19 protein-coding genes are annotated in these 23,428 nt (G+C 68.9%); 5 read left to right on the top strand and 14 right to left on the bottom strand.

Annotation, left to right across the window (positions count from 1 at the left end):
* Positions 1-272: 272 nt before the first annotated feature.
* The 10 genes from AB1281_RS19070 to baeS all read right to left on the bottom strand — a co-directional run bounded on the left by AB1281_RS19070 (position 273) and on the right by baeS (position 10,881).
* Positions 273-1,571 (bottom strand): DUF58 domain-containing protein, encoded by a 1,299-nt coding sequence (locus AB1281_RS19070; RefSeq protein ID WP_430346703.1) that lies wholly within the window; start codon positions 1,569-1,571, stop codon positions 273-275.
* On the bottom strand, positions 1,568-2,554 hold the full coding sequence (locus tag AB1281_RS19065; RefSeq protein ID WP_005411535.1) for an AAA family ATPase: 987 nt from the start codon (positions 2,552-2,554) through the stop codon (positions 1,568-1,570). Before AB1281_RS19065 ends, AB1281_RS19070 begins: the two co-directional genes overlap by 4 nt.
* The gene (locus AB1281_RS19060; RefSeq protein WP_430346702.1) at positions 2,551-3,735 is read right to left on the bottom strand and encodes a DUF4350 domain-containing protein; all 1,185 of its coding nucleotides are present in this window, start codon (positions 3,733-3,735) and stop codon (positions 2,551-2,553) included. The genes AB1281_RS19065 and AB1281_RS19060 overlap by 4 nt, the downstream gene beginning before the upstream one ends.
* Positions 3,732-5,348 (bottom strand): DUF4129 domain-containing protein, encoded by a 1,617-nt coding sequence (locus AB1281_RS19055; protein WP_430346701.1) that lies wholly within the window; start codon positions 5,346-5,348, stop codon positions 3,732-3,734. Before AB1281_RS19055 ends, AB1281_RS19060 begins: the two co-directional genes overlap by 4 nt.
* On the bottom strand, positions 5,338-6,330 hold the full coding sequence (locus AB1281_RS19050; protein WP_430346700.1) for a stage II sporulation protein M: 993 nt from the start codon (positions 6,328-6,330) through the stop codon (positions 5,338-5,340). Before AB1281_RS19050 ends, AB1281_RS19055 begins: the two co-directional genes overlap by 11 nt.
* Complete coding sequence (locus AB1281_RS19045; RefSeq protein ID WP_049444195.1) at positions 6,327-7,016, bottom strand: RDD family protein; 690 nt, start codon at positions 7,014-7,016, stop codon at positions 6,327-6,329. Before AB1281_RS19045 ends, AB1281_RS19050 begins: the two co-directional genes overlap by 4 nt.
* Positions 7,017-7,139: 123 nt before the next feature.
* Positions 7,140-7,670 (bottom strand): gamma carbonic anhydrase family protein, encoded by a 531-nt coding sequence (locus AB1281_RS19040; protein ID WP_075675908.1) that lies wholly within the window; start codon positions 7,668-7,670, stop codon positions 7,140-7,142.
* Positions 7,671-7,837: 167 nt separating this feature from the next.
* Complete coding sequence (locus AB1281_RS19035) at positions 7,838-8,659, bottom strand: nucleotidyltransferase domain-containing protein (protein ID WP_430346699.1); 822 nt, start codon at positions 8,657-8,659, stop codon at positions 7,838-7,840.
* Positions 8,660-8,791: 132 nt separating this feature from the next.
* On the bottom strand, positions 8,792-9,481 hold the full coding sequence (locus tag AB1281_RS19030; RefSeq protein WP_430346698.1) for a response regulator: 690 nt from the start codon (positions 9,479-9,481) through the stop codon (positions 8,792-8,794).
* Complete coding sequence (baeS, locus tag AB1281_RS19025) at positions 9,478-10,881, bottom strand: sensor histidine kinase efflux regulator BaeS (RefSeq protein ID WP_430346697.1); 1,404 nt, start codon at positions 10,879-10,881, stop codon at positions 9,478-9,480. Before baeS ends, AB1281_RS19030 begins: the two co-directional genes overlap by 4 nt.
* Before the next feature lie 124 nt (positions 10,882-11,005).
* Between baeS and smeA the strand changes: the two genes are divergently transcribed.
* The 3 genes from smeA to smeC are packed head-to-tail and all read left to right on the top strand — an operon-like array spanning position 11,006 to position 16,776.
* Positions 11,006-12,202 (top strand): multidrug efflux RND transporter periplasmic adaptor subunit SmeA, encoded by a 1,197-nt coding sequence (smeA, locus tag AB1281_RS19020; protein ID WP_430346696.1) that lies wholly within the window; start codon positions 11,006-11,008, stop codon positions 12,200-12,202.
* A gap of 12 nt (positions 12,203-12,214) precedes the next feature.
* Complete coding sequence (gene smeB, locus AB1281_RS19015) at positions 12,215-15,364, top strand: multidrug efflux RND transporter permease subunit SmeB (protein ID WP_430346695.1); 3,150 nt, start codon at positions 12,215-12,217, stop codon at positions 15,362-15,364.
* Positions 15,361-16,776 carry a multidrug efflux transporter outer membrane subunit SmeC gene (gene smeC / locus AB1281_RS19010; RefSeq protein WP_430346694.1) on the top strand — a complete coding sequence of 472 codons (1,416 nt, stop codon included), beginning with the start codon at positions 15,361-15,363 and terminating at the stop codon, positions 16,774-16,776. Before smeB ends, smeC begins: the two co-directional genes overlap by 4 nt.
* A 142-nt stretch (positions 16,777-16,918) precedes the next feature.
* Here smeC and mnmG read toward each other — a convergent pair whose 3' ends face one another.
* Together mnmG and AB1281_RS19000 are read right to left on the bottom strand one after the other, a co-directional pair.
* Positions 16,919-18,808 (bottom strand): tRNA uridine-5-carboxymethylaminomethyl(34) synthesis enzyme MnmG, encoded by a 1,890-nt coding sequence (mnmG, locus tag AB1281_RS19005; protein ID WP_075675914.1) that lies wholly within the window; start codon positions 18,806-18,808, stop codon positions 16,919-16,921.
* 534 nt (positions 18,809-19,342) lie between these two features.
* Positions 19,343-19,834: a hypothetical protein gene (locus AB1281_RS19000; RefSeq protein ID WP_049444178.1), complete on the bottom strand. Its 492-nt coding sequence runs from the start codon at positions 19,832-19,834 to the stop codon at positions 19,343-19,345.
* Between the two features lie 160 nt (positions 19,835-19,994).
* Between AB1281_RS19000 and AB1281_RS18995 the strand changes: the two genes are divergently transcribed.
* Together AB1281_RS18995 and AB1281_RS18990 are read left to right on the top strand one after the other, a co-directional pair.
* Positions 19,995-20,957 carry a pyridoxal-phosphate dependent enzyme gene (locus AB1281_RS18995; protein WP_430346693.1) on the top strand — a complete coding sequence of 321 codons (963 nt, stop codon included), beginning with the start codon at positions 19,995-19,997 and terminating at the stop codon, positions 20,955-20,957.
* Positions 20,954-21,586 carry a YdcF family protein gene (locus tag AB1281_RS18990; protein ID WP_014038850.1) on the top strand — a complete coding sequence of 211 codons (633 nt, stop codon included), beginning with the start codon at positions 20,954-20,956 and terminating at the stop codon, positions 21,584-21,586. Before AB1281_RS18995 ends, AB1281_RS18990 begins: the two co-directional genes overlap by 4 nt.
* Before the next feature lie 147 nt (positions 21,587-21,733).
* On the opposite strand, the gene bioC is transcribed toward AB1281_RS18990, so the two are convergent.
* Together bioC and AB1281_RS18980 are read right to left on the bottom strand one after the other, a co-directional pair.
* The gene (gene bioC / locus AB1281_RS18985; RefSeq protein WP_049444172.1) at positions 21,734-22,618 is read right to left on the bottom strand and encodes a malonyl-ACP O-methyltransferase BioC; all 885 of its coding nucleotides are present in this window, start codon (positions 22,616-22,618) and stop codon (positions 21,734-21,736) included.
* Between the two features lie 12 nt (positions 22,619-22,630).
* The gene (locus tag AB1281_RS18980; RefSeq protein WP_430346692.1) at positions 22,631-23,410 is read right to left on the bottom strand and encodes an SDR family oxidoreductase; all 780 of its coding nucleotides are present in this window, start codon (positions 23,408-23,410) and stop codon (positions 22,631-22,633) included.
* Between the last annotated feature and the right edge of the window lie 18 nt (positions 23,411-23,428).

The following is a 23,428-nucleotide window of genomic DNA, read 5'->3' as shown; positions in this document are numbered from 1 at the left end:
CAACCGCCGTGGGTAGATGCCGACCTTGATCAGCGCTGCGGGTTCGCGCCAACCAAGGTTGGCACCCACCAAAGCGATGCGTCGGTTGCTGCAGGGGTAGTGCCGGCCGCTGGCCGGCAACCGTTGTTGGTAGATGCCGACCTCGGTCGGCGCTGTGGGTTTTGTGCCAACCAAGGTTGGCACCTACCAGAGCGATGCGTCGGTTGTTGCAGGGGTAGTGCCGGCCGCTGGCCGGCAACCGTTGCTGGCACCCACCAGGGCGATCGTTGGTATCAGAGCAGCCCTTCGCGCTTCACTGCCAGATAGCGCTCCACCAGCGCGCCGGGCAGGGCATCGGCGGTGACGTCCAGCACCATCACCTTCTCGCTGCGCAGCGCCTCATGCGCCTTCGCGCGCTGCTGCAGGTACAGCGCCGCGGCACCGGCCTGGGTCGCGTCCTCCAGCGTCTGCACCTCGCCCTCCAGCGCGCCGTCCAGCTCGCGTTCGCGCAGGCTGGCCACGCACACCAGGTGGCGACGCTGCAGCAGGCGCACCGCCGCCAGCAGGTCCTCGATGTCCTCGTCGCGCACGTTGCTGACCAGCATCACCAGCGCACGCCGGCGCTGGCGCAGCGACACTTCGGTGGCGGCGGCCAGGTAATCGGTGGCCACCGCACGTGGCTGCAGGTCACAGCTGGCGCGCAGCAGGTGCTCGACGGTGCCCATGCCACGCTGCGGTGCCACCCAGCGGCGCTCGCCACCGGTGGCGAACAGGCCGGCGGCATCGCCCTGGCGCAGTGCCAGGTAGGCCACCACCAGCGAAGCGTTCAAGGCATGGTCGAAGTGCGAGAGCCCGCCTTCGCTGGCCAGCATGCGCCGCCCGCTGTCGAGCATCAGCACCAGCTGCTGGTTCTTCTCGTCCTGGTATTCGCGCGAGATCAGCTTGCGCGCGCGTGCGGTGGCCTTCCAGTCGAGCTGGCGCAGGCTGTCGCCGATGCGGTACTCGCGCATCTGGTGGAAGTCGGTGCCTTCACCGCGGCGGCGCTTCACGTGTGCGCCGACCAGCCGCGAGGCCTGGTCGGCACTGAACAGGGCGAAGCGGGTGAGCGGCACGAAGTTCGGATAGACCCGCACGTCCAGCGCCGGTGGCAGCGTGCGTTGCTGCCACCACAGGCGCCACGGCGAGCGCATGCGCAGGTGCACGCCTTCAAAGCGGAAGTGCCCACGCTGCAGCGGCTGCAGGTGGTAGTGCAACGTGGAGGCACTGCCGGCCTGCAGGCGCACGCGCTGCGGCAGCGCTTCCAGCGGCCAGCCGCCGGGGACCAGATCGAACACCTGCACCGTCATCGATTGCTCGGCCTGCAGCCGCAGCGCGGCTTCGCGGCGCACGCCCAGCGCCAGCGCTTCGGGCAGCTCGCGCTGTACCTGCGGTGACGGGCGCCGCGACTGGCGCCACAGATCCATCAGCGCCGGCACGGCAATCGCCAGCGCCGCCAGCGCCCAGCTCCAGCGCGGCAGCAACCCGCCCAGCACCAGGCCACCCAAGGCAGCCCAGGCCAGCAGCAGCACCAGCAGCAGCGGGGCCGGCCTCATCGGCGCGGCGCTTCCACCTTGGCCAGCAGCGCGCCCAGCACATCGTCGGCGTCCTGGCCTTCGATCTGCAGTTCCGGGGCCAGTGCAATGCGGTGGCGCAGCGCGGGGCGTGCGATGTCGCGCACGTCGTCCGGAGTGACGAAGTCACGGCCGGCCAGCACCGCCTGCGCGCGCGAGGCACGCACCAGCGCGATGCTGCCGCGCGGGCCAGCGCCGACCGCGATGCCCGGCCACTGCCTCGTGGCCGCCACAATCCGCACCGCGTAGTCGATCACTTCGTCATCAACCGTGATCGCCGCGGTCGCGCGCTGCAGTTCCAGCAGCTCGCCAGCCCCCAGTACACGCGGCACCTGGCTCAGGTCGAAATCGCTGGCGGCACGGCCACTGGTGATCGCGGTCACCATGCGCTTCTCGTCCTCCAGCTGCGGGTAGTCGATCAGCACCTTCAGCAGGAAACGGTCCAGCTGTGCTTCCGGCAACGGGTAGGTGCCTTCCTGTTCCAGGGGGTTCTGCGTGGCCAGCGCCATGAACGGCGGCGCCAGGGTGAAGGCCTTGCCTTCGATGGTCACCTGGCCTTCCTGCATTACTTCCAGCAGCGCGGACTGGGTCTTGGCCGGTGCACGGTTGATCTCGTCGGCCAGCAGCAGGTTGGTGAACACCGGGCCGCGGCGGATCTTGAAGCTCTCGCTCTTCGGGTCGTACACCGCATGGCCACTGACGTCGCTGGGCATCAGGTCGGGGGTGAACTGCACGCGGCCGTAATCCAGCTCCAGGGCCTGTGCCAGCGCACGCACCAGCAGGGTCTTGCCCAGACCGGGGACGCCCTCGATCAGCACGTGGCCACCGGCCAGCAGTGCCACCAGGATCTGGTCCAGTACATCGGCCTGGCCAATGAAGGCGTGGCCGACGGCATCGCGGATGGCATCGACGCGTTCGATCAGGCGGGCGTTGGCGGCCGCCGGCAGCTCGGGGACTTCGGTCATAGCAGGGATCTCATCTGGAGCAGCAAGCGGATGCGCTCGCGCAGGGCGGAGGAATCGTGCGGCGGAGGGGGCGTGAGCGCGCTGGCAACGCGGCCTTGCGGCCAGGACAGCAGTTCGGCGATGGCCTGTTCGCGCGGCGCACCCTCCAGTGCGGCGGCCACCGGTGCGCGCAGGCGCAGGCGATGCAGGAACAGGGCGAGCACGGCGTCATACAGGCGCGCGCCGTGGCCGAAACGCAGCAGCAGTTCGCCGCTGGCACGCACGTGTTCCAGCAACGAGCGACGCTCCAGCACCGGCGACGGCAGGCGGCTGCCGAAGCGTTGCGAACGGCCCCACAGCCAGCCCAGCAGGGCCAGCAGCAGCGGCGCCCACACCGGCCAGCCCAGGTAGAACACGCGCGCCCACAGCGACGGCGGGCGGCTGGCGTAGACCAGCCAGAAAGCGCCCTTGCCGTAGTTCGGATCGAGCAGGTAACGGGTCAGGTCGCGGTGCGAGAGATCGTGCAGGCCGTCGCTGGCCTTGCCCGCGGCCGACGCCAGGCGTGCCGCCGGCGAATCCACCTCGCCGCGCATGAATTCCATGTCGGCCAGCACGCTCACCTTGCCCTGGCCATGGCGCAGTCGCGCGAACACCAGGTTGCGCTCGTTGCCCCAGCGTCGTTCGGCCTGCGCACTGGCGGCAAAGCCCAGCGTGAAGCGACGGCCGCCGCAGAATTCCACATGGCTGGGATCGTCGATGACGTGGAACGGCTGGCAGTCGCTCTGCTGGTACAGGCTGTCCACGCCCAGCTGGTCCAGCAGCGGGCCCTGCGTGCTGCTGGCGTCGTCCTCGGCCGGTGGCGGCGTCCGCACCAGCAGATGGCCACCACCATCGACCCAGGCCAGCAGGGCCCTGGCCGCCGGCGCCGGCAGCTCGCTGCTGTCCTGCAGCAGCACCACCGTATCGTGCGGGCCCAGCGCCATCTGCTGCAGGTCCAGCCGCGGCCGCGCGTGCACGTCGATGCCATCAGCGCGCAGGGCCTGGCCGAGCACGTACAGCGGGTTGTAGCCCGCTTCGCCCTGCGGCGGCAGCTGCACGGTCTCGGTCACGCGTTCGTGCGTGCGCAGGTAAAGGATCGTCAGCGGCACGCCGAACAGCACCAGCGCGCCCAGCAGCAGCGACCAGAACAGGCGCGGGCTCATGCCAGCCACCTGTACTGCTGGCGCAGGGTATCGGCCAATGCATCGAAATCGGCGCGGCTGGGCAGGCGGCCACCGTAGGCGGCGTACTGCCACATGCGCACGATGCGCGCGAACAGGTCACGGTCGGTGGCATCGGGCATGCGCCGCGACGCGCGCAGGCATTGCGCTTCGGTGGCACCGGGCGGAAGCGCGATGCCGCTGCGCTCGCCCACCGTGCGCACGCTGGCGCGGTACAGCAGGGCCAGTGCCTGCCGAGGCCGCCCCTGGTCCCACAGCAGGCCGGCCTGGGTAGCCACGTCCGGCGGCAGTACGACCGGCAGCTCTACCTGTTCTTCCACCACCTGCGGTGCAGCGTCGGCCTTGCGCCGGCCACTGCCGCGCAGCCACGGCAGCCACAGCCGCGCGGTCAGCAGCAGCACCAGCAGCAGGATGCCGAGCAGGCCCCACAGGCCCCACTCGGCTAGGCGCGCCAGCCAGGCGATGCCGGCCTTGCGGTTGCTGCGCTTGCCCTTGTTGCTGCTGTCGCCCTGTGGCGACGTATCTTCCTTCTTCTTTTCCTCGGCCTGTTCGATCGGCTTCCAGCGCGTGACCTGGCGGGTAGGGCGCTGCAGCGGATCTTCATAGGCGCGGTTCACCGCCTGGCGGAAGCCGGCGGTGTCCACTGGCGCCGCACCGAAGATCATGGCCGGTGCATTGGCCGGATCGTTCGCCGCGGTGGCGGGTTCCTCCGCGCTGTCTTCGTCCTCGTCGGCATCGTCTGCCTGCTCCGCGACCGTCTGCGCGTCCTGCGCATGCACCGGCATGGACACCAGCGGCAGTGCCAGGCACAGCAGCAGGGCCAGTGTCGACGCCGCCGGCAGCAGCCGCTCGCGCAGGCGGCGCAGGGCGATCTCCACGTCCCAGGCTTCCATCTGGGTGCGCCGGTTCAAGTACAGGCCGAAGCCGGCGCCGACGTAGAACGGCCCGATCAGCACCGACGCCAGCCAGCACGCCAGGTTGAAGCCCAGCCGCGCCCATGCAGGCGTGTCCTGGCCGATCATGTCCCATGCGGCCCGCCACGATTCGGACATCAGCTCCAGTGGCATGAACATGAACACCGCGCCGATTGCGCCGGACACCAGCACCGCTTCAAAGGCCATGCAGGCCACGGTCAGCACGACAGCGGCGCCCGCGGCACCGGCGACCACGGCGCGGCGGCGTGCGCCGCGCTGGGCCGGCGCATTGCCTTCCAGCAGGTTCACCGGCAGGCACAGGCTGCGCAGCACGCTGAAACGGCGCCAGCCCAGGTAGCCCCAGAATCCGCTGTTGCCCCAGTGACGTTGCGCGCGCAGCGCCGCCAGCGTACCGACCGGCTCGCCGAAGATGCCGCGCGACAGCACGTACAGCGGCGCACGTTCGAACAGCGGTTTGCACCACCACATCGCCAGCCAGGCCCAGCCGAACGCATCCAGCCACCAGCCCAGCGCGTTGAAGACCACGAACAGCGGCGCACTGGCCAGCAGCCAGCTGCCCCATACCGCGCGCGCGTGGCGGCGTGACAGGGCACTGCCCAGCTCCATCGCTTCCCAGCCGCTGCGCGCGCGCAGCACCACGTCCAGGTGGTCAATGCGCATTGCCGCCTCCGCGTCCGCCGCGCCACAGCCACAGCAGCACGCCGGCCCACAGCACGCCGGCCACGCTGAACTTGCCCCACGCCGGTACTTCGGCAATCGACGACCAGAAGGCCTCGATGAAGGCGGCCACCAGCAGCATGAACGCCACGCCCAGGCACAGGCGGGCACCGATGCGGCCGCCCTCGACCAGCGCATCCAGGCGGCTGCGCCGGCCGGGTGCCAGCAGTTTCATGCCCAGCTGCAGGCCGGCACCGCCGGCGATCACGATCGCGGTCAACTCGAAGGCGCCATGGCCGACCACGAAGCGCCAGAACGGGCTACCGTGGCCGATGTGCTGCAGGTGGCCGGCCACCGCACCGATGGTCACGCCGTTGAACAGCAGTACCAGCAGCGTGCCCAGCCCGGCCAGCAGGCCGCTGGCGAAGGTGCGCAGGGCGATGCTGATGTTGTTCATGACGTAGTGGCCGAACATCATCCAGTCGGTGCCGCTGTCGCGCCCGAGGCGCTCGGCGGCCGGATCGTACATGCGCTCCATCTCGGCGATCTGGCGGTTGTCCATCACCATGTGGATCAGGTCCGGATAGACCTGCACCAGCACGAAGCAGGCCAGCGCCGGCAGCGCGAACATCGCCAGCGCCACCCACATGCTGCGCGCCTGGCTGCGCACCAGCAGCGGGAAGTCGGCCACCAGGAATTCCAGTGCACCGCGCCAGCGCGTCGGCGGCGTGCGGTACAGCACGCTGTGGCCCTGCTGCATCAGCTGCTGCAGGCGCTGCACCAGCTGCGGGCTGTAGCCGCGCTCGCGGGCCAGCGCCAGTTGCTGGCACAGGCGCCGGTAGCGCTGCGGGAAGGCGGTATCGTCCAGCGCCAGCGCGCTGGCCTTGCGCCGCGTGCGGCGCGAAGCACCGGCGCGCAGCAGCAGCCAGTGTTCCACGTCCTGCCATTCCTGCTGGTAGCGGGCGACGAACTGCTCCTGCTTCATCGTCGCCCCAGCAGCCAGTTGGCCATGGCATACAGGCGCAGCACGCCGATCTGGCCGTGGGTGCCGGTCAGCGGTTCGGCAATGCCGGCCAGTTCCTGCTGGCGCGCCGCCGACAAGCGCGGCGCGCGCTCGGCGAAGGCCATCAGCGCCGCCTGTTCTTCCGGCCGCAGCGGTTGCGGCGGAGCCAGCACGCTGTCGATGGTGGACGGAGGCGGCAGGTACAGCGCAGGCGCGTGCACCACCACGGTGCCAGCCACCAGGTCACCCAGGCGGCGGCCATGCGGGTCGAACAGACTGCTGATCAGGCCCAATGCATAGCCGAACGGCAGCATGTCCACGGTACGCAGCAGGTTGCGGGTGATCGACGCCATCCAGCCCACCGGTGCGCCATCGCGCGACAGTACGCGCAGGCCCAGTGCGCGCTTGCCCAGGGTACGGCCCCACAGTGCCTCGCAGACGATCGGGTAGGCCCAGTAGACCAGGAACATCAGCACCAGGTAGAGGCCGGAGCCGAACTTGTCCAGCAATGCCAGCGGGATCGACATCATCACCAGCACCGCGATGCGCACGCCCAGATCCACCAGCCAGGCCATCGCCCGTGGCACTGGGCCGGCCGCCGGCAACTGCAGCGGCACACCCTCCGGCGTCACCACCTCGCGGTAGGTATCGAGCATCGGTGCGGCCATCAGTGCGATGGCCTTCGTTGTGGGCGGCGGAGTCCTCTCCGGCAGGCAGCCACAGGCATGGGGGTCTCGACAGGTCCTGGTCGGGCCCAGACTTTAGCAGAGCCGCATGGCGGCGTTGGCCGTTCAGCCCAGGTATTCGTCCTTCAGCCGCACGTAGTGGTCGGCCGAGTAGTGCAGCGACTCGATCTCCTTGTCGCTCAGCGTGCGCGCCGGGCGGGCAGGATTGCCGACCCAGAGCTCGCCTTCGCCCACCACCTTGCCCGGGCCGACCACCGCACCGGCACCGACGAAAGCGTGCCGTTCCACACGGGCGCCATCGAGGATGCAGGCGCCCATGCCGATCAGGCTGTAATCACCGATGGTGCAGGCGTGGATGATGCAGCCATGGCCGACGGTCACGCCTTCGCCGATCAGGGTCGGGTAGCCGGCCTTGTTGTACGGGCTGTGGTGGCTGACGTGGATGATCGTGCCGTCCTGCACATTGGTGCGCGCACCGATGCGCACGTAGTTGACGTCGCCGCGGATGATCGTACCCGGCCACACCGACACGTCCTCGGCCAGTTCCACGTCACCGATGACGGTGCAGGCCGGATCGATGTACACGCGCTCGCCGAGGACGGGCATCTTGTCGCGGAAGGGGCGCAGCGGGTTCATCGGTGTCTCCGGAAATCAGGGCGTTCACCGCGATGATACCCGCGTGGTCGGCACGCCGCGTGCGTGCCGCGGGGTAGTGCCGGCCGCTGGCCGGCAACTACGGAAATCCGGGCGCGCCATGAGGTTGCCGGCCAGCGGCCGGCACTACCAGAAGCAGGCGCGGTCGCCTATGCAGGCGCGTGTTCGGCCAGCATCTTCCGGAACAGCGCGTCCAGCCACGCGCTGTCGCCCTGTCCAGCCGGCAGCGGCGGGGCCTGCTCGGCGCGCACGGCCATTGCGTGGTCGATGTAGTCGCTGATGATGACGACGCGCGGACGGGCCGTGACTTCGGCGCTGTCTCGCTTCACCACCAGCAGGGCGTCGATGGCGTCGCGCACGGGACCGTCCGGCAGCAGCCGGTCCAGCAGGTCCTCGAAGGCCATGGGCGGCGGCGTGGGCTCGCTCTCGATCCACTGGCAGGCAAGCAGGGCACGCAGCACGTACAGGTACTTCTTGGTACTGATGGTGGGCTCGCCCAGATGGCGGCTGTACGTGGTCTTCGCCATGCTCATGTAGTGCCACCAGCTGCCCAGCGGCGAATAGAACCCCTTCGCCGCCTCCCACAGCTGCGCCACCGCAGCATCATCCTGCCGGTACACGATCGGCGAACGCAGCCACTCGATCAGCGTTGGATTGGACTTGGAGACCAGCCGCAGTGCCTTGCGCAGGTCCCAGCCGCTGACATCGAGCTCCTCGTCGATCGGCAGCTCGATCACATCGCGCTGTGCATCGCCGGGACCGGTGGATTCGTTGACGCTGAGATACCACGGCTGGCGATGCACGTAGATGAAGCGTGCATCGTAGTCGCTGTCCGGCGAAGAGAAGCCCCAGCCACGGCTGCCGGATTCGCAGGCCAGCAGCACACGCACATCGTGGCGCTGTTCGATGTCGGCGAGGCTGGAAAGAATGGCGGCGCGCTTGTCCGGCGCGATCGGGTGGATGTCGTCCATGCAGTTGTGTTCGTAATGTCGAGCGTGCTCGACTGTAACGCAGTTGCGCACGGGTCGTGCCGGCCGCTGGCCGGCAACCTCATGGGCGCAGCTGGAATTCTGCGGTTGCCGGCCAGCGGCCGGCACGACCGGCTAGGGTTCGTAGCTGTAGCCCATCCCGTATACCGAACGGATCGGCTCGCCTTCCATGCCGGCGTCGGCCAGCTTGCGGCGCAGGTTGCGCACATGGCTGTCGACGGTGCGGTCGACCACCACACGATGGTCCAGATAGAGGCGGTCGAGCAGCTCATCGCGCGCCCAGATCCGGCCTGGCGTGGCCAGCAGGGTGCGCAGCAGGCGGTACTCCACCGGCGTCAGGTCCAGGCCCTTGCCGTTCCAGGTGGCGCGTGCCGCCGGTTCGTCGATGTGCAGCCCGCTGTTGGCGCGTGCAGCGGGGTCCGGGCGGTAGCGGCGCAGTACCGCCAGCACCCGCGCGACCACCTCGCGCGGACTGAACGGCTTGCAGATGTAGTCGTCGGCACCGATGTCCAGGCCCAGCAGGCGGTCGATCTCTTCCACCCGCGCGGTGACCATGATCACCGGTACGTCGCTGGCTGCGCGCAGTTCGCGACACAGGTCCACGCCATCGCGCTGCGGCAGCATCAGGTCCAGCAGCACCAGGTCGGGCTGGTAGCGCGCGAACGCGTCGATCACCTGGCCGCCATCGTCCACCCATTCGCTGGTCATGCCGGCGGCCGCCAGGTAGTCACGCAGTACCGAGGCCAGGCGTGGCTCATCCTCGACGATCAGGATCTTCGCGGACGCAGCGGGGGACGTGCTCATGCAGACTCCGGCAGGGTGATGACCACGCGCAGCCCGCCCAGTGGCGAGGGCTCGGCGTGGATGTGGCCGTGGTGGGCGAGGATGATGTTGTGGCTGATGGCCAGGCCCAGCCCGCTGCCGCCGCTGGCACGGTTGCGCGAGCTCTCCACCCGGTAGAAGCGCTCGAACAGCAGCGCGCATTTGTCGGCGGGTACGCCCGGCGCGGTGTCTTCCACGATCAGCTGCACGCCGGCAGGTACGCGCGCTGCCTGCACACGTACGCAGCCGCCGGTATGGGTATAGCGCAGCGCATTCTCCAGCAGGTTGGCCAGGACCTGCTGCAGGCGCCGTTCGTCGCCGGATACCTGCAGTGGCGTGGCGGGCAGCGCTTCTTCCAGGGCCAGCCCCGCCGCGGAGAAGCGCACGCGCATGCCATTGAGCTCGCTGCGCAGCAGTGCCACCAGGTCCAGCGGAGCGAAGCGGTAGGCCAGGCCCCCGGACTGGGTCATCGACAGGTCGTGCAGGTCGTCGATCAGTTTGCCCAGCTGGCGGATCTCGCCCTGCAGGGCACCGAGATTGGCGCGGTCCAGCGGGCGGATGCCGTCCTCGATCGCCTCCAGTTCGGCGCGCACCACCGCCAGCGGCGTGCGCAGTTCGTGCGAGATGTCGGCGATGAAGGCGCGGCGGTTGCGCTCGGTGTCGTCCAGCGCCTGTGCCATCCGGTTGAAGTCGTTGACCAGTGCATCGAGCTCGTCATCGCTGGTGCGCTCGATGCGGGTGGCGTAGTCGCCGGCGGCGAGCCGGTGGGTGGCGGCGGCCAGCTTGGCCAGGCGCTGGCGCAGCGCGCGCGACACCAGCCAGGCCAGCAATACCGTCACCAGCAGCAGCGAGATGCCGATCACCCACCATGCGCGCATCTGGGTGTTGTAGAAATTCAGGTCATTGGTGGCGATGACGGTCTGGAACGGCACCATGCCCAGCCAGCCGACGGTGTGCCCATCCAGCTGCACCGGATGCGGATCATCATCACTGGTGGCATCGGGGTTGCCGGCCACGAACCGATGCTGCGCATCGAACAGGCCCAGCCGCGAGGGAACGCCGGTCTGGTCGGACAGCGGCGGCACCGGGCCTTCGTGCCCATGGGCCAGGTCCGGGCGCAGCAGTCGCGCCCAGCGGTCACTGTCACCGCGCAGATGCTCCCAGCCGCTGTGTGCGCTGTACTCGCGCTGCAGGTGCGGCATCAGGCGCTGCATGCGCAGGTCGCCCTGGTCGTTGAGGTAGTCCAGGAAACCGGTCTGGAACGCCACGCGGCTGGCAATGCCGTTCACTGCCAGCACCAGCAGGCAGGCGGTGAAGATCGCGAGGAAGGTCTTCGCGGTCAGGCCGAATTTGAGTCGAATCTTCGCCATCGCGGGGGCCATTAGCGGCGCATGCGGCGCCGAAAGCAAGCGCCAGCTGAGCCGGTCGCACAATCTCCATATTCTCTGCACAGTTTCACGGCAGCGTGCGAGGGTCAACGAAAGGCCCCCACGCCCCCACGCCCCCATGTCACTCCTGCGTCCGCTGTCCTGCTCCCCCCGTCCGCTGTTGCTGCCCCTGCTGCTGGCCTTGGCGGCCTGCTCGGCGGGCAGGACCGAAGCCCCGGCCACCCCCGAAGTGGGCGTCATCACTGCCAGCGCGCAGGCGCTGGCACTGCAGCAGACCCTGCCCGGCCGGGCGGTGCCGTTCGAGGTGTCCGAGGTGCGGCCGCAGATCGGTGGGCTGATCCGCCAGCGGTTGTTCACCGAAGGCCAGCAGGTCAAGGCCGGCCAGTTGCTGTACCAGGTCGATCCGGCGCCGTACCAGGCCGCCTTCGATACCGCGCGTGGCCAGCTGGCGCAGGCCGAGGCCACCGTGCTGTCGGCGCAGCCGAAGGCCGAGCGCACCCGCACGCTGCTGGGCATGGATGCGGCCAGCAAGCAGGATGCCGACGATGCCACCTCGGCACTGAAGCAGGCACAGGCCAATGTGATCGCCGCGCGCGCTGCGCTGCAGGCCGCCCGCATCAACCTCGACTACACCCGGGTGACCGCTCCGATCGAGGGCCGCATCGGCACCTCCAGCGTCACCGCCGGCGCGCTTGTTGCTGCCGGCCAGGACGCGGCGCTAGCGACCATCCAGCGGTTGGACCCGGTCTATCTGGACGTCACCCAGTCCAGCACGCAGATGCTGGCGCTGCGCAAGCAGCTCGATGCCGGCCTGGTGAAGGCCATCGATGGCAAGGCGCAGGTGAAGGTGCTGCTGGAGGACGGCAGCACCTATGCCCATGAAGGCACGCTGGAGTTCGTAGGCAGCGCGGTCGATCCGGGCACCGGCAACGTGGTACTGCGTGCGGTCATTCCGAACCCGGATGGCCTGCTGCTGCCGGGCATGTACCTGAAGGCGGTGCTGCCGATGGCGACCGATGCGCGCGCGCTGCTGGTGCCGCAGAAGGCCGTGCTGCGCAATGAACGCGGCGAGCCGCTGCTGCGCCTGCTCGATGCAAAGGATCGCGTGGTCGAGCGGCGGGTCAGCACCGGCCAGGTGGTGGGCAACCAGTGGCAGATCACGCAGGGCCTGAAGGCCGGCGAGCGGGTGATCGTCAGCAACGGCAGTGCGGTTTCGCTCGGCCAGCAGGTGAAGGCGGTGGCGGCCACCACCGCACAGCTGGCAGCAATGCCGCCGATCGACCCGAACGGCAACACCGACGAAAAGTCGCACTGAGGCCTGCCGCGCATGGTTCGTTTCTTCATCGACCGGCCGATCTTTGCCTGGGTGATCGCCATCGCGGTCAGCCTGCTCGGCCTGCTCGCGATCCTGATCCTGCCGGTGGACCGCTACCCGCAGATCGCCCCGCCCACCATCACCATCCGCGCCACCTACACCGGTGCCTCGTCGCAGACCGTGGAAAACGCGGTCACCCAGGTCATTGAGCAGTCCCAGCAGAGCCTGGACCACCTGATGTACATGACCTCGACCAGTGCTTCCGACGGCTCGGCGCAGGTCAACCTGGTGTTCGCCACCGGCACCAATCCGGACACCGCGCAGGTGCAGGTGCAGAACCAGCTGCAGGCGGCCATGGCGACGCTGCCGCAGGCGGTGCAGCAGAACGGCCTGACCATCACCAAGTCCAGTGGTTCGATCTTCGAGGTGCTGTCGTTCACCAGCGAAGACGGCAGCATGGACAACTTCGATGTCGCCAACTTCATGGAAGCGCGCATCGATGACCAGATCAGCCGTGTCAGCGGCGTCGGCAATATCCAGCCGATCGGCCAGGAATACGCCATGCGTATCTGGCTGGACCCGGAAAAGATGCGCCAGTACGCACTGATGCCGTCGGACATCGAGACCGCACTGCAGGCGCAGAACACCGACGTGTCGGCCGGTGAACTCGGTGGCCAGCCGGCGCTGAAGGGCCAGCAGCTGGACGCGACCGTGACCGCGCGCAGCCGCCTGCACACCCCCGAGCAGTTCGCGCAGGTGGTGCTCAAGGCCGATGCCAGTGGCAGCGTGGTGCACCTGGGCGACGTGGCGACGATCGGCCTGGGGCCGGAGAGCTACGACAGCATCAGCACCTTCAACGGCAAGCCGTCGGCCTCGCTGGGTATCGAGCTCAACGCCGGTGCGAACGCCATCGCCGTGTCCAAGGCCATCGATGCACGGCTTCAGCAGCTGCAGAAGTACTGGCCGCATGGCTACACGGCCCACGTGGCATTCACCACCACGCCGTTCGTGACCATCTCGCTGAAGGAAGTGGTGATCACCCTGATCGAGGCGATCGCGCTGGTCGTGCTGGTGATGTACCTGTTCCTGCAGAACTGGCGGGCCACGCTGATCCCGACCATCGCGGTGCCGGTGGTGCTGCTGGGCACGTTCGGCGTGCTGGCGGCCTTCGGCTATTCGATCAACACGCTGACCATGTTCGCGCTGGTGCTGGCCATCGGCCTGCTGGTGGACGATGCCATCGTGGTGGTGGAGAACGTGGAGCGGGTGATGACCTTCGAAGGGCTGGCACCGAAGCCGGCCACGCTGAAGGCGATGGGCCAGATCACCGGTGCGCTGGTCGGCATCGTGCTGGTGCTGACCGCGGTGTTCCTGCCGATGGCATTCTTCAGCGGTGTCACCGGCGTGATCTATCGCCAGTTCTCGGTCACGATTGCCGCGGCGATGATCCTGTCGGTGCTGGTGGCGATGACCATCACTCCGGCGCTGTGCGGCAGCATCCTGCACCAGATTCCCAAGGGTGGCCATCCGCATGGTGACCACGGCGGCGAGCCGAGCCTGCTGGGCAAGTTCTTCATCTGGTTCAACCACCGCTTCGAGCGCACTTCCAACGGCCTGCGCCATCGCGTGGATGGTTTCCTTGGCCGGCGCACGCTGGGCGTACTGTTCTACCTGGTGCTGAGCGTGGCCACCGGCCTGCTGCTGTGGCACCTGCCGGGTGCATTCCTGCCCGATGAGGACCAGGGCATGCTCAACGCGCTGGTGAAGCTGCCAGCCGGGTCCACCCTGGAGCAGACCCGTGCAGTGATGGATCGCCTGAGTGCCGCCGCGGTGAAGGACGACAGCGTACTGTCGATCCAGGCCACCGCCGGTTTCAGTGTCACCGGCAGTGGCCAGAACGTCGGCCAGGCCTTCATCCGGCTCAAGGACTGGGATGACCGCAAGGACGATGCCGATATCATCGCCGCGCGCTTGACCGCTGCCATGGCCAGCGTGCCCGATGCGCAGGTGTTCATCACTTCGCCACCGGCCATCCTCGGCCTGGGCGATGCGGGCGGGTTCACCCTGGAACTGCAGGACGAAGGCGGTGCCGGCCATGCCGCCGCCGTGGCCGCGCGCAACACGCTGCTGAAGGAGGCCGCCAAGGATCCGAAGCTGGTCAACGTGCGCTATGCCAGCCTGGAAGACGCGCCGGTGTACGCGGTGAAGGTGGACGACGCCAAGGCACAGGCCATGGGCGTGAATCCGCAGGACATCAATGACACCTTGAACGCAGCGCTGGGCGGCGACTTCGTCAACAACTTCATCTACAAGGGCCGCATCAAGAAGGTCTTCATCCAGGGCACGGCCGAAGCACGCATGCAGCCGCAGGACATCGAGCGCTGGAGCGTGCGCAACCAGGCCGGCCAGATGGTGCCGCTGTCGTCGCTGGTCAGCGCCCACTGGACCAGCGCGCCGGCCGCATTGCAGCGCTACAACGGCGTGTCGGCGATGGAAATCACCGGCCAGCCCGCGCCGGGCGTCAGCTCCGGTGAGGCGATGGCCGAGATCGCGCGCCTGGCCGACACACTGCCGGAAGGCTTCAGCCACGCGTGGTCGGACATGGCCTACCAGGAGCAGCTGTCGGGCAACCAGGCGCCCATGTTGTACGCCATCTCGCTGCTGTTCGTGTTCCTGTGCCTGGCGGCGCTTTATGAAAGCTGGGCGGTGCCGTTCGCGGTGATGCTGGCGGTGCCGGTGGGCGTGTTCGGTGCCGTGTTGATGATGAACCTGCGTGGCCTCAACAACGACGTGTACTTCCAGGTCGGCCTGCTGACCACGATCGGTCTGGCCGCGAAGAACGGCATCCTGATCGTCGAGTTCGCGCGCATCCTCGAGCAGCAGGGCAAGAGCACCCGCGAAGCGATCCTGCAGGCGGTCTATCTGCGGCTGCGCCCGATCGTGATGACCTCGCTGGCGTTCCTGATGGGCGTGCTGCCGCTGGTGTTCGCCACCGGCGCCGGTTCGGCCGCGCGCCGTTCGCTGGGTACCGGCGTGGCCGGTGGTACGGTCGCCTCGATGGTGCTGGGCATGTTCTTCGTGCCGTTGTTCTACCTGCTGGTGCGCCGCATGTTCCCGGGCCGCGCACCGGCCGAAGCCACTGCCGCGGAGGCAAGCCGATGAAGCCGATGCTGCTGCGCGCCCTGGCGGCCGCAACGATGACCACCGTGCTGGGCGGTTGCGTGAGCATGGCACCGCACTACCAGCGCCCCGAGGCACCGGTGCCGGCGCAGTTCGGCAATGCCGCCACCGGCGAGGCCGGGCCGGCACTGGCGATGCCGGCCTGGCGCGAGGTGTTCCTGGAACCGTGCCTGCAGCAGGTGATCGCGCTGGCGCTGCAGAACAACCGCGACCTGCGCGTGGCGGTGCTGCAGGTGGAGAAGGAGCGCGCGCAGTACCGCATCCAGCGCGCGGCGCTGCTGCCGTCGGTGGATGCCAGCGGCAGTGTCACCCGCGGACGGGTGAGTGATGCCAACAGCGAGATCGGCGTCAGCCAGGTGACCGAATCCGATGCCGTGCAGGTGGGCATCAGCAGCTGGGAGCTGGACCTGTTCGGGCGCATCCGCAGCCTGAAGAACGAGGCCCTGCAGAACTGGCTGGCCAGCGCCGAGAACCAGCGCGCCGCGCGCACCAGCCTGGTGGCCGAAGTGGCCACGGCGTGGCTGGCGCTGGCGGCGGACGAGCAGTCGCTGGCGTTCACCCGGCAGACCCTGGACAGCCAGCAGCAGACCCTGCAGCGCACCGAGGCCCGCCACGCACAGGGGTTGGCCTCGGGCCTGGACCTGTCGCAGGTGCAGACCAGCGTGGAAGCCGCGCGCGCTGCGCTGGCCAGGCTGCAGACCCAGCAGGCGCAGGATCGTGATGCGCTGCAGTTGCTGGTGGGCGCGCCGCTGGACGCGGCATTGCTGCCGAGCGCGCAGGCACTGGACGGCACCGTGGCGCTGGCGCCGTTGCCTTCCAACCTGCCGTCAAGCGTGCTGCTGCAGCGCCCGGACGTGCTGTCTGCCGAACACGCGTTGCAGGCGGCCAATGCCGATATCGGTGCCGCGCGCGCCGCGTTCTTCCCGACGCTGACGCTGACTGCCAACTACGGCCACAGCTCCACCGCGTTGTCGACGCTGTTCTCGGCCGGCACCCGCGGCTGGTCGTTCGCGCCCAGCATCACCGCGCCGATCTTCCACGCCGGTGCGCTGAAGGCCTCGCTGGATGCCTCGAAGATCGGCAAGGACATCGGCATCGCCCAGTACGAGAAGGCGATCCAGCAGGCCTTCAGTGAGGTGGCCGACGCGCTCGCCACGCGCGATCACCTGGCCACGCAGATGGACGCCCAGCGTGCACTGGTCGCTGCCAGCCAGCGCAGCTACACGCTGGCCGATGCGCGTTACCGCACCGGGCTGGACGGCTATCTGCAGGCACTGGATGCGCAGCGCAGCCTGTTTGCCGCGCAGCAGGACCTGATCGCGTTGCAGCAGCAGGAGGCGGGCAACCGGGTGACCTTGTTCAAGGTGCTGGGCGGTGGCGCCGACGCACGGTAACGCGTTGGCTCCGGTAGGTGCCGACCTTGGTCGGCACGGAAGCATGCGATCAGATGATTCGTGCCGACCAAGGTCGGCACCCACCAGGGCATAGTTATGTGCCGACCAAGGTCGGCACCCACCAGAAGCAGGTTCGACCGCGTTACGCCACGCGGCCGCGGCGTGCGCGCTCCAGGTGCACCAGCAGCAGCGAGATCGCGGCCGGGGTCATGCCCGGGATGCGCTGCGCTTGGCCGATGGTCTGCGGGCGCACGCGCTCCAGCTTCTGCAGCGCTTCGGCCGACAGCCCGCGCACCGTCGCGTAGTCGAAGGCCTCGGCGATCGGCGTGGCTTCGTGCCGCTGCTGGCGCTCGATCTCCTCGCGCTGGCGGTCCAGGTAGCCGGCGTACTTCACGCCGATCTCGACCTGCTCGGCCACCTTGCCGTCGGCCACGGCCGGGCCCAGCGACGGCACCTGCATCAGCTGCGCGTAATCCAGCTCGGGGCGCTTGATCAGGTCCAGCACGTTGGTTTCGCGGCTGACCGCCACGCCCAGCGTGTCCTGCACTTCGCGGCCCAGCGCGTTGGCCGGGGTTGCCCACAGTGCGCCCAGGCGCGCGCGCTCGGCGGCGACGGCGGCCTGCTTGGTCTCGAACGCGTTCCAGCGGCGGTCATCCACCAGGCCCATCTCGCGGCCGGCCGGGGTCAGGCGCTGGTCGGCATTGTCCTCGCGCAGCTGCAGGCGGTACTCGGCGCGGCTGGTGAACATGCGGTACGGCTCGTTGGTGCCGTGGGTGATCAGGTCATCCACCAGCACGCCCAGGTAGGCCTCGTCGCGACGCGGGCACCAGCCGTCCAGCCCACGCACCTGGCGTGCGGCGTTGAGGCCGGCCAGCAGGCCCTGCGCGGCGGCTTCTTCATAGCCGGTGGTGCCGTTGATCTGGCCGGCGAAGAACAGGCCGTTGACCAGCTTGGTTTCCAGCGAGGCCTTCAACCCGCGCGGATCGAAGAAGTCGTACTCGATCGCGTAGCCGGGGCGGGTGATGTGCGCGTTCTCGAAGCCGCGGATGCTGCGCACCATCTCCAGCTGCACGTCGAACGGCAGCGAGGTGGAGATGCCGTTGGGGTAGATCTCGACGATGCCCAGGCCTTCGGGTTCGACGAAGATCTGGTGGCTGGCCTTCTCGGCGAAGCGCACCACCTTGTCCTCGATGGACGGGCAGTAGCGCGGGCCGATGCCTTCGATCTGGCCGCTGTACAGCGGCGAGCGGTGCAGCGCGTCGCGGATGATCTGGTGGGTCTGTTCGGTGGTGTGGGTGATCCAGCAGCTGACCTGCTGCGGATGCTCGTCCACCGAGCCGAGGAAGGACATCACCGGGCGCGGCGAATCGCCGGGCTGCTCGTCCATCACGCTGTAGTCCAGCGAGCGACCGTCGATGCGCGGCGGCGTGCCGGTCTTCAGGCGGTCCACCTGGAACGGGCGCTCACGCAGGCGCGCGGCCAGCGTGGTGGCCGGCGGGTCGCCCATGCGGCCGGCGGCGTACTGGGTCGGGCCGACATGGATCTTGCCGGCCAGGAAGGTGCCGGCGGTCAGCACCACGGCCTCGGCGTCGAAGCGCAGGCCGGTCTGGGTGATCACCCCGCGCACGGCGTCGCCTTCGATGACCAGGTCGTCCACGGCAGCCTGGAACACGGTCAGGTTGGCCTGGCCTTCGACGATGGCGCGGATCGCCATGCGGTACAGGTTGCGGTCGGCCTGGCAGCGGGTGGCGCGCACGGCCGGACCCTTGGAGGCGTTGAGCGTGCGCCACTGGATACCGGCGCGGTCGGCGGCATGCGCCATCGCACCGCCGAGGGCGTCGATTTCCTTGACCAGGTGGCCCTTGCCGATGCCGCCGATGGCCGGGTTGCAGCTCATCGCGCCCACCGTCTCGATGTTGTGGGTCAGCAGCAGGGTGCGCACGCCGGTGCGGGCCGCGGCCAGCGCGGCTTCGGTGCCAGCGTGGCCACCGCCGATGACGATGACGTCGTAACGATGGAAGGACGGGTTCATGGGGACTGTTCAGCTGAAGGCGGGCGCGGACCGGGGGCGGCGCCGGGGTGGCGATTTTAGCGCCATTCGGGGCCGGGACGTCGGTGCCGGCCGGCCGGCGTCGAAATCAGCCCTAAAGTTGGCAGGATTTTTGCAGATAACCCAATAGCACCCACCGTGGCTGGCGCCGTAGGCGCCCGTGACCGGAATTGGAACAGGGGCCGGTACAGGCGCACGGTGGGGGAGCAGAGGGCCGGCAGTCGGGGGACTGTCCGGCCCTGTTTTTTTGGACTGTCGGGAAGGCCCCATCCACGCATGGCGTGGATCTGCTGACGCTGGAGCTCTCGCCGAAAACAAACGGCCCCGCATTGCGGGGCCGTCTGCCTTCAGAGGTGCCGACATCCGACAGGGCCGGAACAGGGGGGATCCAGATGTTCCTGTCGGATATCGACGTAGAGCTATTTGCGGCGGCCCGTGTCGTTTTTGTCACTTTGTGACGCGGGTCGTCACTGGTCCCGTAGAGTGCGGCTTGGACCGTGTGAAATGCAAGACGGTTCAGCGCTCAACTGTGCGCTGCGTCCCACGATCCATGTTGCGCCAGGGGGAACCGTTCATCCTTGGCGCGCTGGGCGCCGGGGCCGGACGGGCCTGCGGCGGAGGCGCCGACGGCTGGATGTTCGACTGCGGCGGGCGACGCATCGAGTCCATGTTCCGCCACGGCGAACCGCCGTTGTACGACGGCCGCGACGGCGGCGGCGGACGGTTCTCGCCACCATTGCCGGGCGGGCGCGGCGGCGGGCGGTGGTTGTGCGGCGGGCGGTAGACCGGGCGCGAGTAGTACGGATTGCCATAGCCGCCGTAGTAGCCGCCATAGCCGCCGTAATACGGGTAGCCGTAGTTGTAGGGATAGCCGGCCGGGTAGCGGTATTCCACCGACGGCGCACCGTGGTAGTAGCTGCCGCTGCGGCCACCGCCGACGTAGTCGTAGGTGGTGCAGCCGGTCAGGGCCAGCAACAGGCCACCGGCAAGCATCAGGCGCGTTTTCATGGTGGGTCCCCCCAGAGGACGGGTTGTGCAGTCAGCTTCGTGCGCAGGCGTTGAATCGGCCCTTAACTTCACTGGCCAGGATGAATGGAGGTGAAGGCCCTCATGCTGGCATGACCTGTGCCGGGGTCGCCAGCGTGGAGCCATACGTTAATCTTGCGTCATGAGCGATTCACTGTTGCCCCGTGCCGACGATGTCCTGGCTGCCGCCGCGCGGATCGCGCCGCACGCCAGCGTGACCCCGGTGCTGCGCTCGCGCACGCTTGATGCGCTGGCCGGCGCGCAGCTGGCGTTCAAGGCTGAACACCTGCAGCGCGGCGGCGCATTCAAGTTCCGTGGTGCCTGCAACGCGGTGTGGTCGCTGGATGCCGATCGCGCCAGTGCCGGGGTGGTCACCCATTCCTCCGGCAACCACGGCGCTGCTCTGGCCTTGGCCGCGCGCACCCGTGGCATTCCCTGCCACGTGGTGGTGCCTGAAGGTGCGGTGGCGGCCAAGCTGGCCAACATCGCCCGGCACGGTGCCACCCTCTGGCGCTGCCCGCCGACCATCGCCGACCGTGAGGCCACCTGCGCCAAGGTGCAGGCCGATACCGGCGCGACCCTGGTTCATCCGTATGCGGACCCGGCGGTGATGGCCGGACAGGGCACCGCAGCGCTGGAACTGCTGCACAGCGACGGTCCGTTCGATGTGCTGGTGGTGCCGGTGGGCGGCGGTGGCCTGGCCAGCGGTACCGCGCTGGCCCTGCAGCTCGCCAGCCCGCAGACCCGGCTGGTGCTGGCCGAACCGGCCGGTGCCGATGACACCGCACGCTCGCTGGCCACAGGCGAGCGCCAGGCGGCTTTCACCCCGGACACGATCTGCGATGGCCTGCGTACCCTGATCGGCGCCCCCAACTTCGCGCTGCTGCGCGCGGCCGGCGCCGAGGTGATCGTGGTTGACGACGCTGCCACCACGGCCGCGATGCGCCTGCTGTGGGAGGTGCTCAAGCAGGTGGTCGAACCGTCCTCGGCCACCGTGCTGGCCGCGGTGCTGGCACAGCCGCAGCGGTTCGCCGGCCTGCGCGTGGGCCTGGTGCTGTCCGGTGGCAATGTCGACCTGCCCGCGCTGCGCTGGGGGGCGCCTTGAGCCGCGACCGGCACCGGCATCGCACCGGCCTGCTGGGCTGGCTGTGGCGGTTGTTCGTGCTGCTGGTGATCTGGCTGCTGGGGGTGACCGCCTGGATCGTCTGGGTGGGTGAGCGCGACCAGGCGGCCAAGGCCGACGCCATCATCGTGCTCGGCGCGGCGGCCTATGACGCCAAGCCGTCGCCGGTATTCGAAGAACGCATCCGCCATGGCCTGGATCTCTATGAGGCCCAGTACGCGCCATTGCTGATCTTCACCGGTGGCTATGGCGGCACCGGCGCGCGCTTTTCCGAATCGCAGGTGGCGCGGCGTTATGCGCTCAAGCATGGCGTGCCGGACGACGCGATCCTGATCGAGACCGCCTCGCGCAACACCGTGCAGAACCTCGTCGAAGCCAAGCGGCTGATGGACCAGCGCGACCTGCACCGGGTGATCATCGTCAGCGACCCGTTGCACATGGCGCGCGCGCTGCGCCTGAGCAAGGCGCTGGGCATCGATGCGCTGGCTTCGTCCACGCCCAGCACGCGCTTCCGCAGCTTCCACACCAGCTGGCGCTTCCTGGTGCAGGAAATCTATTTCTTCCACCGCGACCTGGTGCGCCCGCCGCTGAGTTCGCCGGCCAATACCTGATTGGTTGCAGTCGGTAGTGCCGGCCGCTGGCCGGCAACCTCATGATTCCATGGTGGACATCTGCCGGCCAGCGGCCGGCACTACCGGATGATCGGTAGAGGCCAACCAAGGTTGGCACCTACCAGAAGCCGGTGCGCGGTCGCGTGATCAGGTCTGCTTGCGCCGGATCGGAATCGCCGACACCGGTACCGAGGCCACGTCGTGCCCGCCTTCGCGGATCGGTGCGCCCGGGTCCGGTGCCCAGGCGTGGGCATAGATCACTTCCCAGCTGCTGGGCAGCTTGCCGTCGGCACGGCGCATCGGTTCATACGCCGCCGCAGCAGCGGCGAAACGGCCACGCCCGGTCAGCGTGTGGCGGCGGTCCACCCGCGCATTGGTCGCGCCCATCGCGCGCAGCTCGCGCATCAGCGAGGGCAGGTCGTCGTAGGTCAGGGTGAACAGATCGCGGTCCAGCACCGGGTCGCGGAAGCCGGCCATCATCAGCGCATCGCCGAACTGGGCGATCTGCGCGAAGCGGCTCACGTGCGGGCGGTCATCGGCGGCCGCGAAGGCTTCGTTGAGTTCGACCAGCGTGTCCGGGCCGAAGGTGGAGCACAACAGCAGGCCACCGGGCTTGAGCACGCGACGGAACCCGGCGAACACCGCCGGCAGGTCGTCCACCCACTGCAGGCACAGGTTGCTGAAGATCACGTCCACGCTGTTGTCGGCCAGCGGCAGCGCGGCGGCGTCACCGCACAGGCGCTGGAACGGCTTCCACCAGCCCGCCTGGCGCTTGGCCTGGTCCAGCATCGGCAGCGCCACGTCCAGCGCGATCACCTGCGCCTTCGGCCAGCGCTTCTTCATCAGCGCGCTGGCATGACCGGTGCCGGCACCGATGTCCAGCACCACCTCCGGCTTGCGTGCCTCCAGGTAGTCCAGCGATTCGATCAGCCGCGCCTGCACCTCGCGCTGCAGGGCGGCGGCGGCGTCATAGCTGTTGGCGGCGCGGGCGAACGCGCGGCGGACATGGCGGGCATCGAAGTGGGACGGCATTGCAAAAGTCTCTTAGAACGTACCGGGGTAGGCGCCGCCGTCGATCAGCAGGTTCTGCCCGGTGAGGTAACCGGCCTGTGCACTGCACAGGAAGGCGCAGGCGGCGCCGAATTCGTCGGGTGTGCCGAAGCGGCCGGCGGGGATCTGCTGGCGGCGGCGTTCGGCCACTTCCGCAGCATCGCCGTCCTTGCCCGCACTGTGGGCGAAGTTGGCGCGCAGGCGGTCGGTGTCGAACTGGCCGGGCAGCAGGTTGTTGATGGTGACGTTGTGCGCCACGGTGCGGCGCGACAGCCCGGCGACGAAGCCGGTCAGGCCGCTGCGCGCGCCGTTGGACAGCGCCAGGATGTCGATCGGGGCTTTCACTGCCGACGAGGTGATGTTGACGATGCGGCCGAAGCCGCGCGCGATCATCGCGTCGACGGTGGCGCGGATCAGCGCGATCGGCGCCAGCATGTTGGCGTCCAGCGCGGCAATCCAGTCGTCACGCTCGAAATTGCGGAAATCACCGGGCGGCGGGCCACCGGCGTTGTTGACCAGGATGTCCACCTGCGGGCACGCGGCCAGCGCCGCGGCACGGCCGGCTTCGGTGGTGACGTCGGCGACAATCGCGCGCACCTCGGCGGCACCGGCCAGCGCGCGCAGCTCTTCAGCGGCGGCCTGCAGGGCGGCTTCGCCGCGGGCCACGATCACCACGTTGACGCCTTCACGCACCAGCGCACGCGCGCAGCCCAGGCCCAGCCCCTTGCTTGCGCCGCAGACCAGTGCCCAGCGGCCATTGATACCCAGATCCATGCGTCAATCCTGCGGAAT

Origin of the sequence: Stenotrophomonas sp. NRRL B-14846, from assembly GCF_050473585.1 — a bacterium.
In the GTDB taxonomy this organism is placed as follows: Bacteria; Pseudomonadota; Gammaproteobacteria; order Xanthomonadales; family Xanthomonadaceae; genus Stenotrophomonas.
This window is presented reverse-complemented; position numbering and strand designations above follow the sequence as displayed.

Coding starts and splice junctions, on each gene's coding strand:
- AB1281_RS19000 (WP_049444178.1), bottom strand. CDS start 19,834: ATGAAAACGCGCCTGATGCTTGCCGGTGGCCTGTTGCTGGCCCTGACC.
- smeA (WP_430346696.1), top strand. CDS start 11,006: ATGTCACTCCTGCGTCCGCTGTCCTGCTCCCCCCGTCCGCTGTTGCTG.
- AB1281_RS19065 (WP_005411535.1), bottom strand. CDS start 2,554: ATGACCGAAGTCCCCGAGCTGCCGGCGGCCGCCAACGCCCGCCTGATC.
- AB1281_RS19060 (WP_430346702.1), bottom strand. CDS start 3,735: ATGAGCCCGCGCCTGTTCTGGTCGCTGCTGCTGGGCGCGCTGGTGCTG.
- smeC (WP_430346694.1), top strand. CDS start 15,361: ATGAAGCCGATGCTGCTGCGCGCCCTGGCGGCCGCAACGATGACCACC.
- AB1281_RS19040 (WP_075675908.1), bottom strand. CDS start 7,670: ATGAACCCGCTGCGCCCCTTCCGCGACAAGATGCCCGTCCTCGGCGAG.
- AB1281_RS19070 (WP_430346703.1), bottom strand. CDS start 1,571: ATGAGGCCGGCCCCGCTGCTGCTGGTGCTGCTGCTGGCCTGGGCTGCC.
- baeS (WP_430346697.1), bottom strand. CDS start 10,881: ATGGCCCCCGCGATGGCGAAGATTCGACTCAAATTCGGCCTGACCGCG.
- bioC (WP_049444172.1), bottom strand. CDS start 22,618: ATGCCGTCCCACTTCGATGCCCGCCATGTCCGCCGCGCGTTCGCCCGC.
- AB1281_RS18995 (WP_430346693.1), top strand. CDS start 19,995: ATGAGCGATTCACTGTTGCCCCGTGCCGACGATGTCCTGGCTGCCGCC.
- AB1281_RS19035 (WP_430346699.1), bottom strand. CDS start 8,659: ATGGACGACATCCACCCGATCGCGCCGGACAAGCGCGCCGCCATTCTT.
- smeB (WP_430346695.1), top strand. CDS start 12,215: ATGGTTCGTTTCTTCATCGACCGGCCGATCTTTGCCTGGGTGATCGCC.
- AB1281_RS19050 (WP_430346700.1), bottom strand. CDS start 6,330: ATGAAGCAGGAGCAGTTCGTCGCCCGCTACCAGCAGGAATGGCAGGAC.
- AB1281_RS19055 (WP_430346701.1), bottom strand. CDS start 5,348: ATGCGCATTGACCACCTGGACGTGGTGCTGCGCGCGCGCAGCGGCTGG.
- AB1281_RS19045 (WP_049444195.1), bottom strand. CDS start 7,016: ATGGCCGCACCGATGCTCGATACCTACCGCGAGGTGGTGACGCCGGAG.
- mnmG (WP_075675914.1), bottom strand. CDS start 18,808: ATGAACCCGTCCTTCCATCGTTACGACGTCATCGTCATCGGCGGTGGC.
- AB1281_RS18980 (WP_430346692.1), bottom strand. CDS start 23,410: ATGGATCTGGGTATCAATGGCCGCTGGGCACTGGTCTGCGGCGCAAGC.
- AB1281_RS19030 (WP_430346698.1), bottom strand. CDS start 9,481: ATGAGCACGTCCCCCGCTGCGTCCGCGAAGATCCTGATCGTCGAGGAT.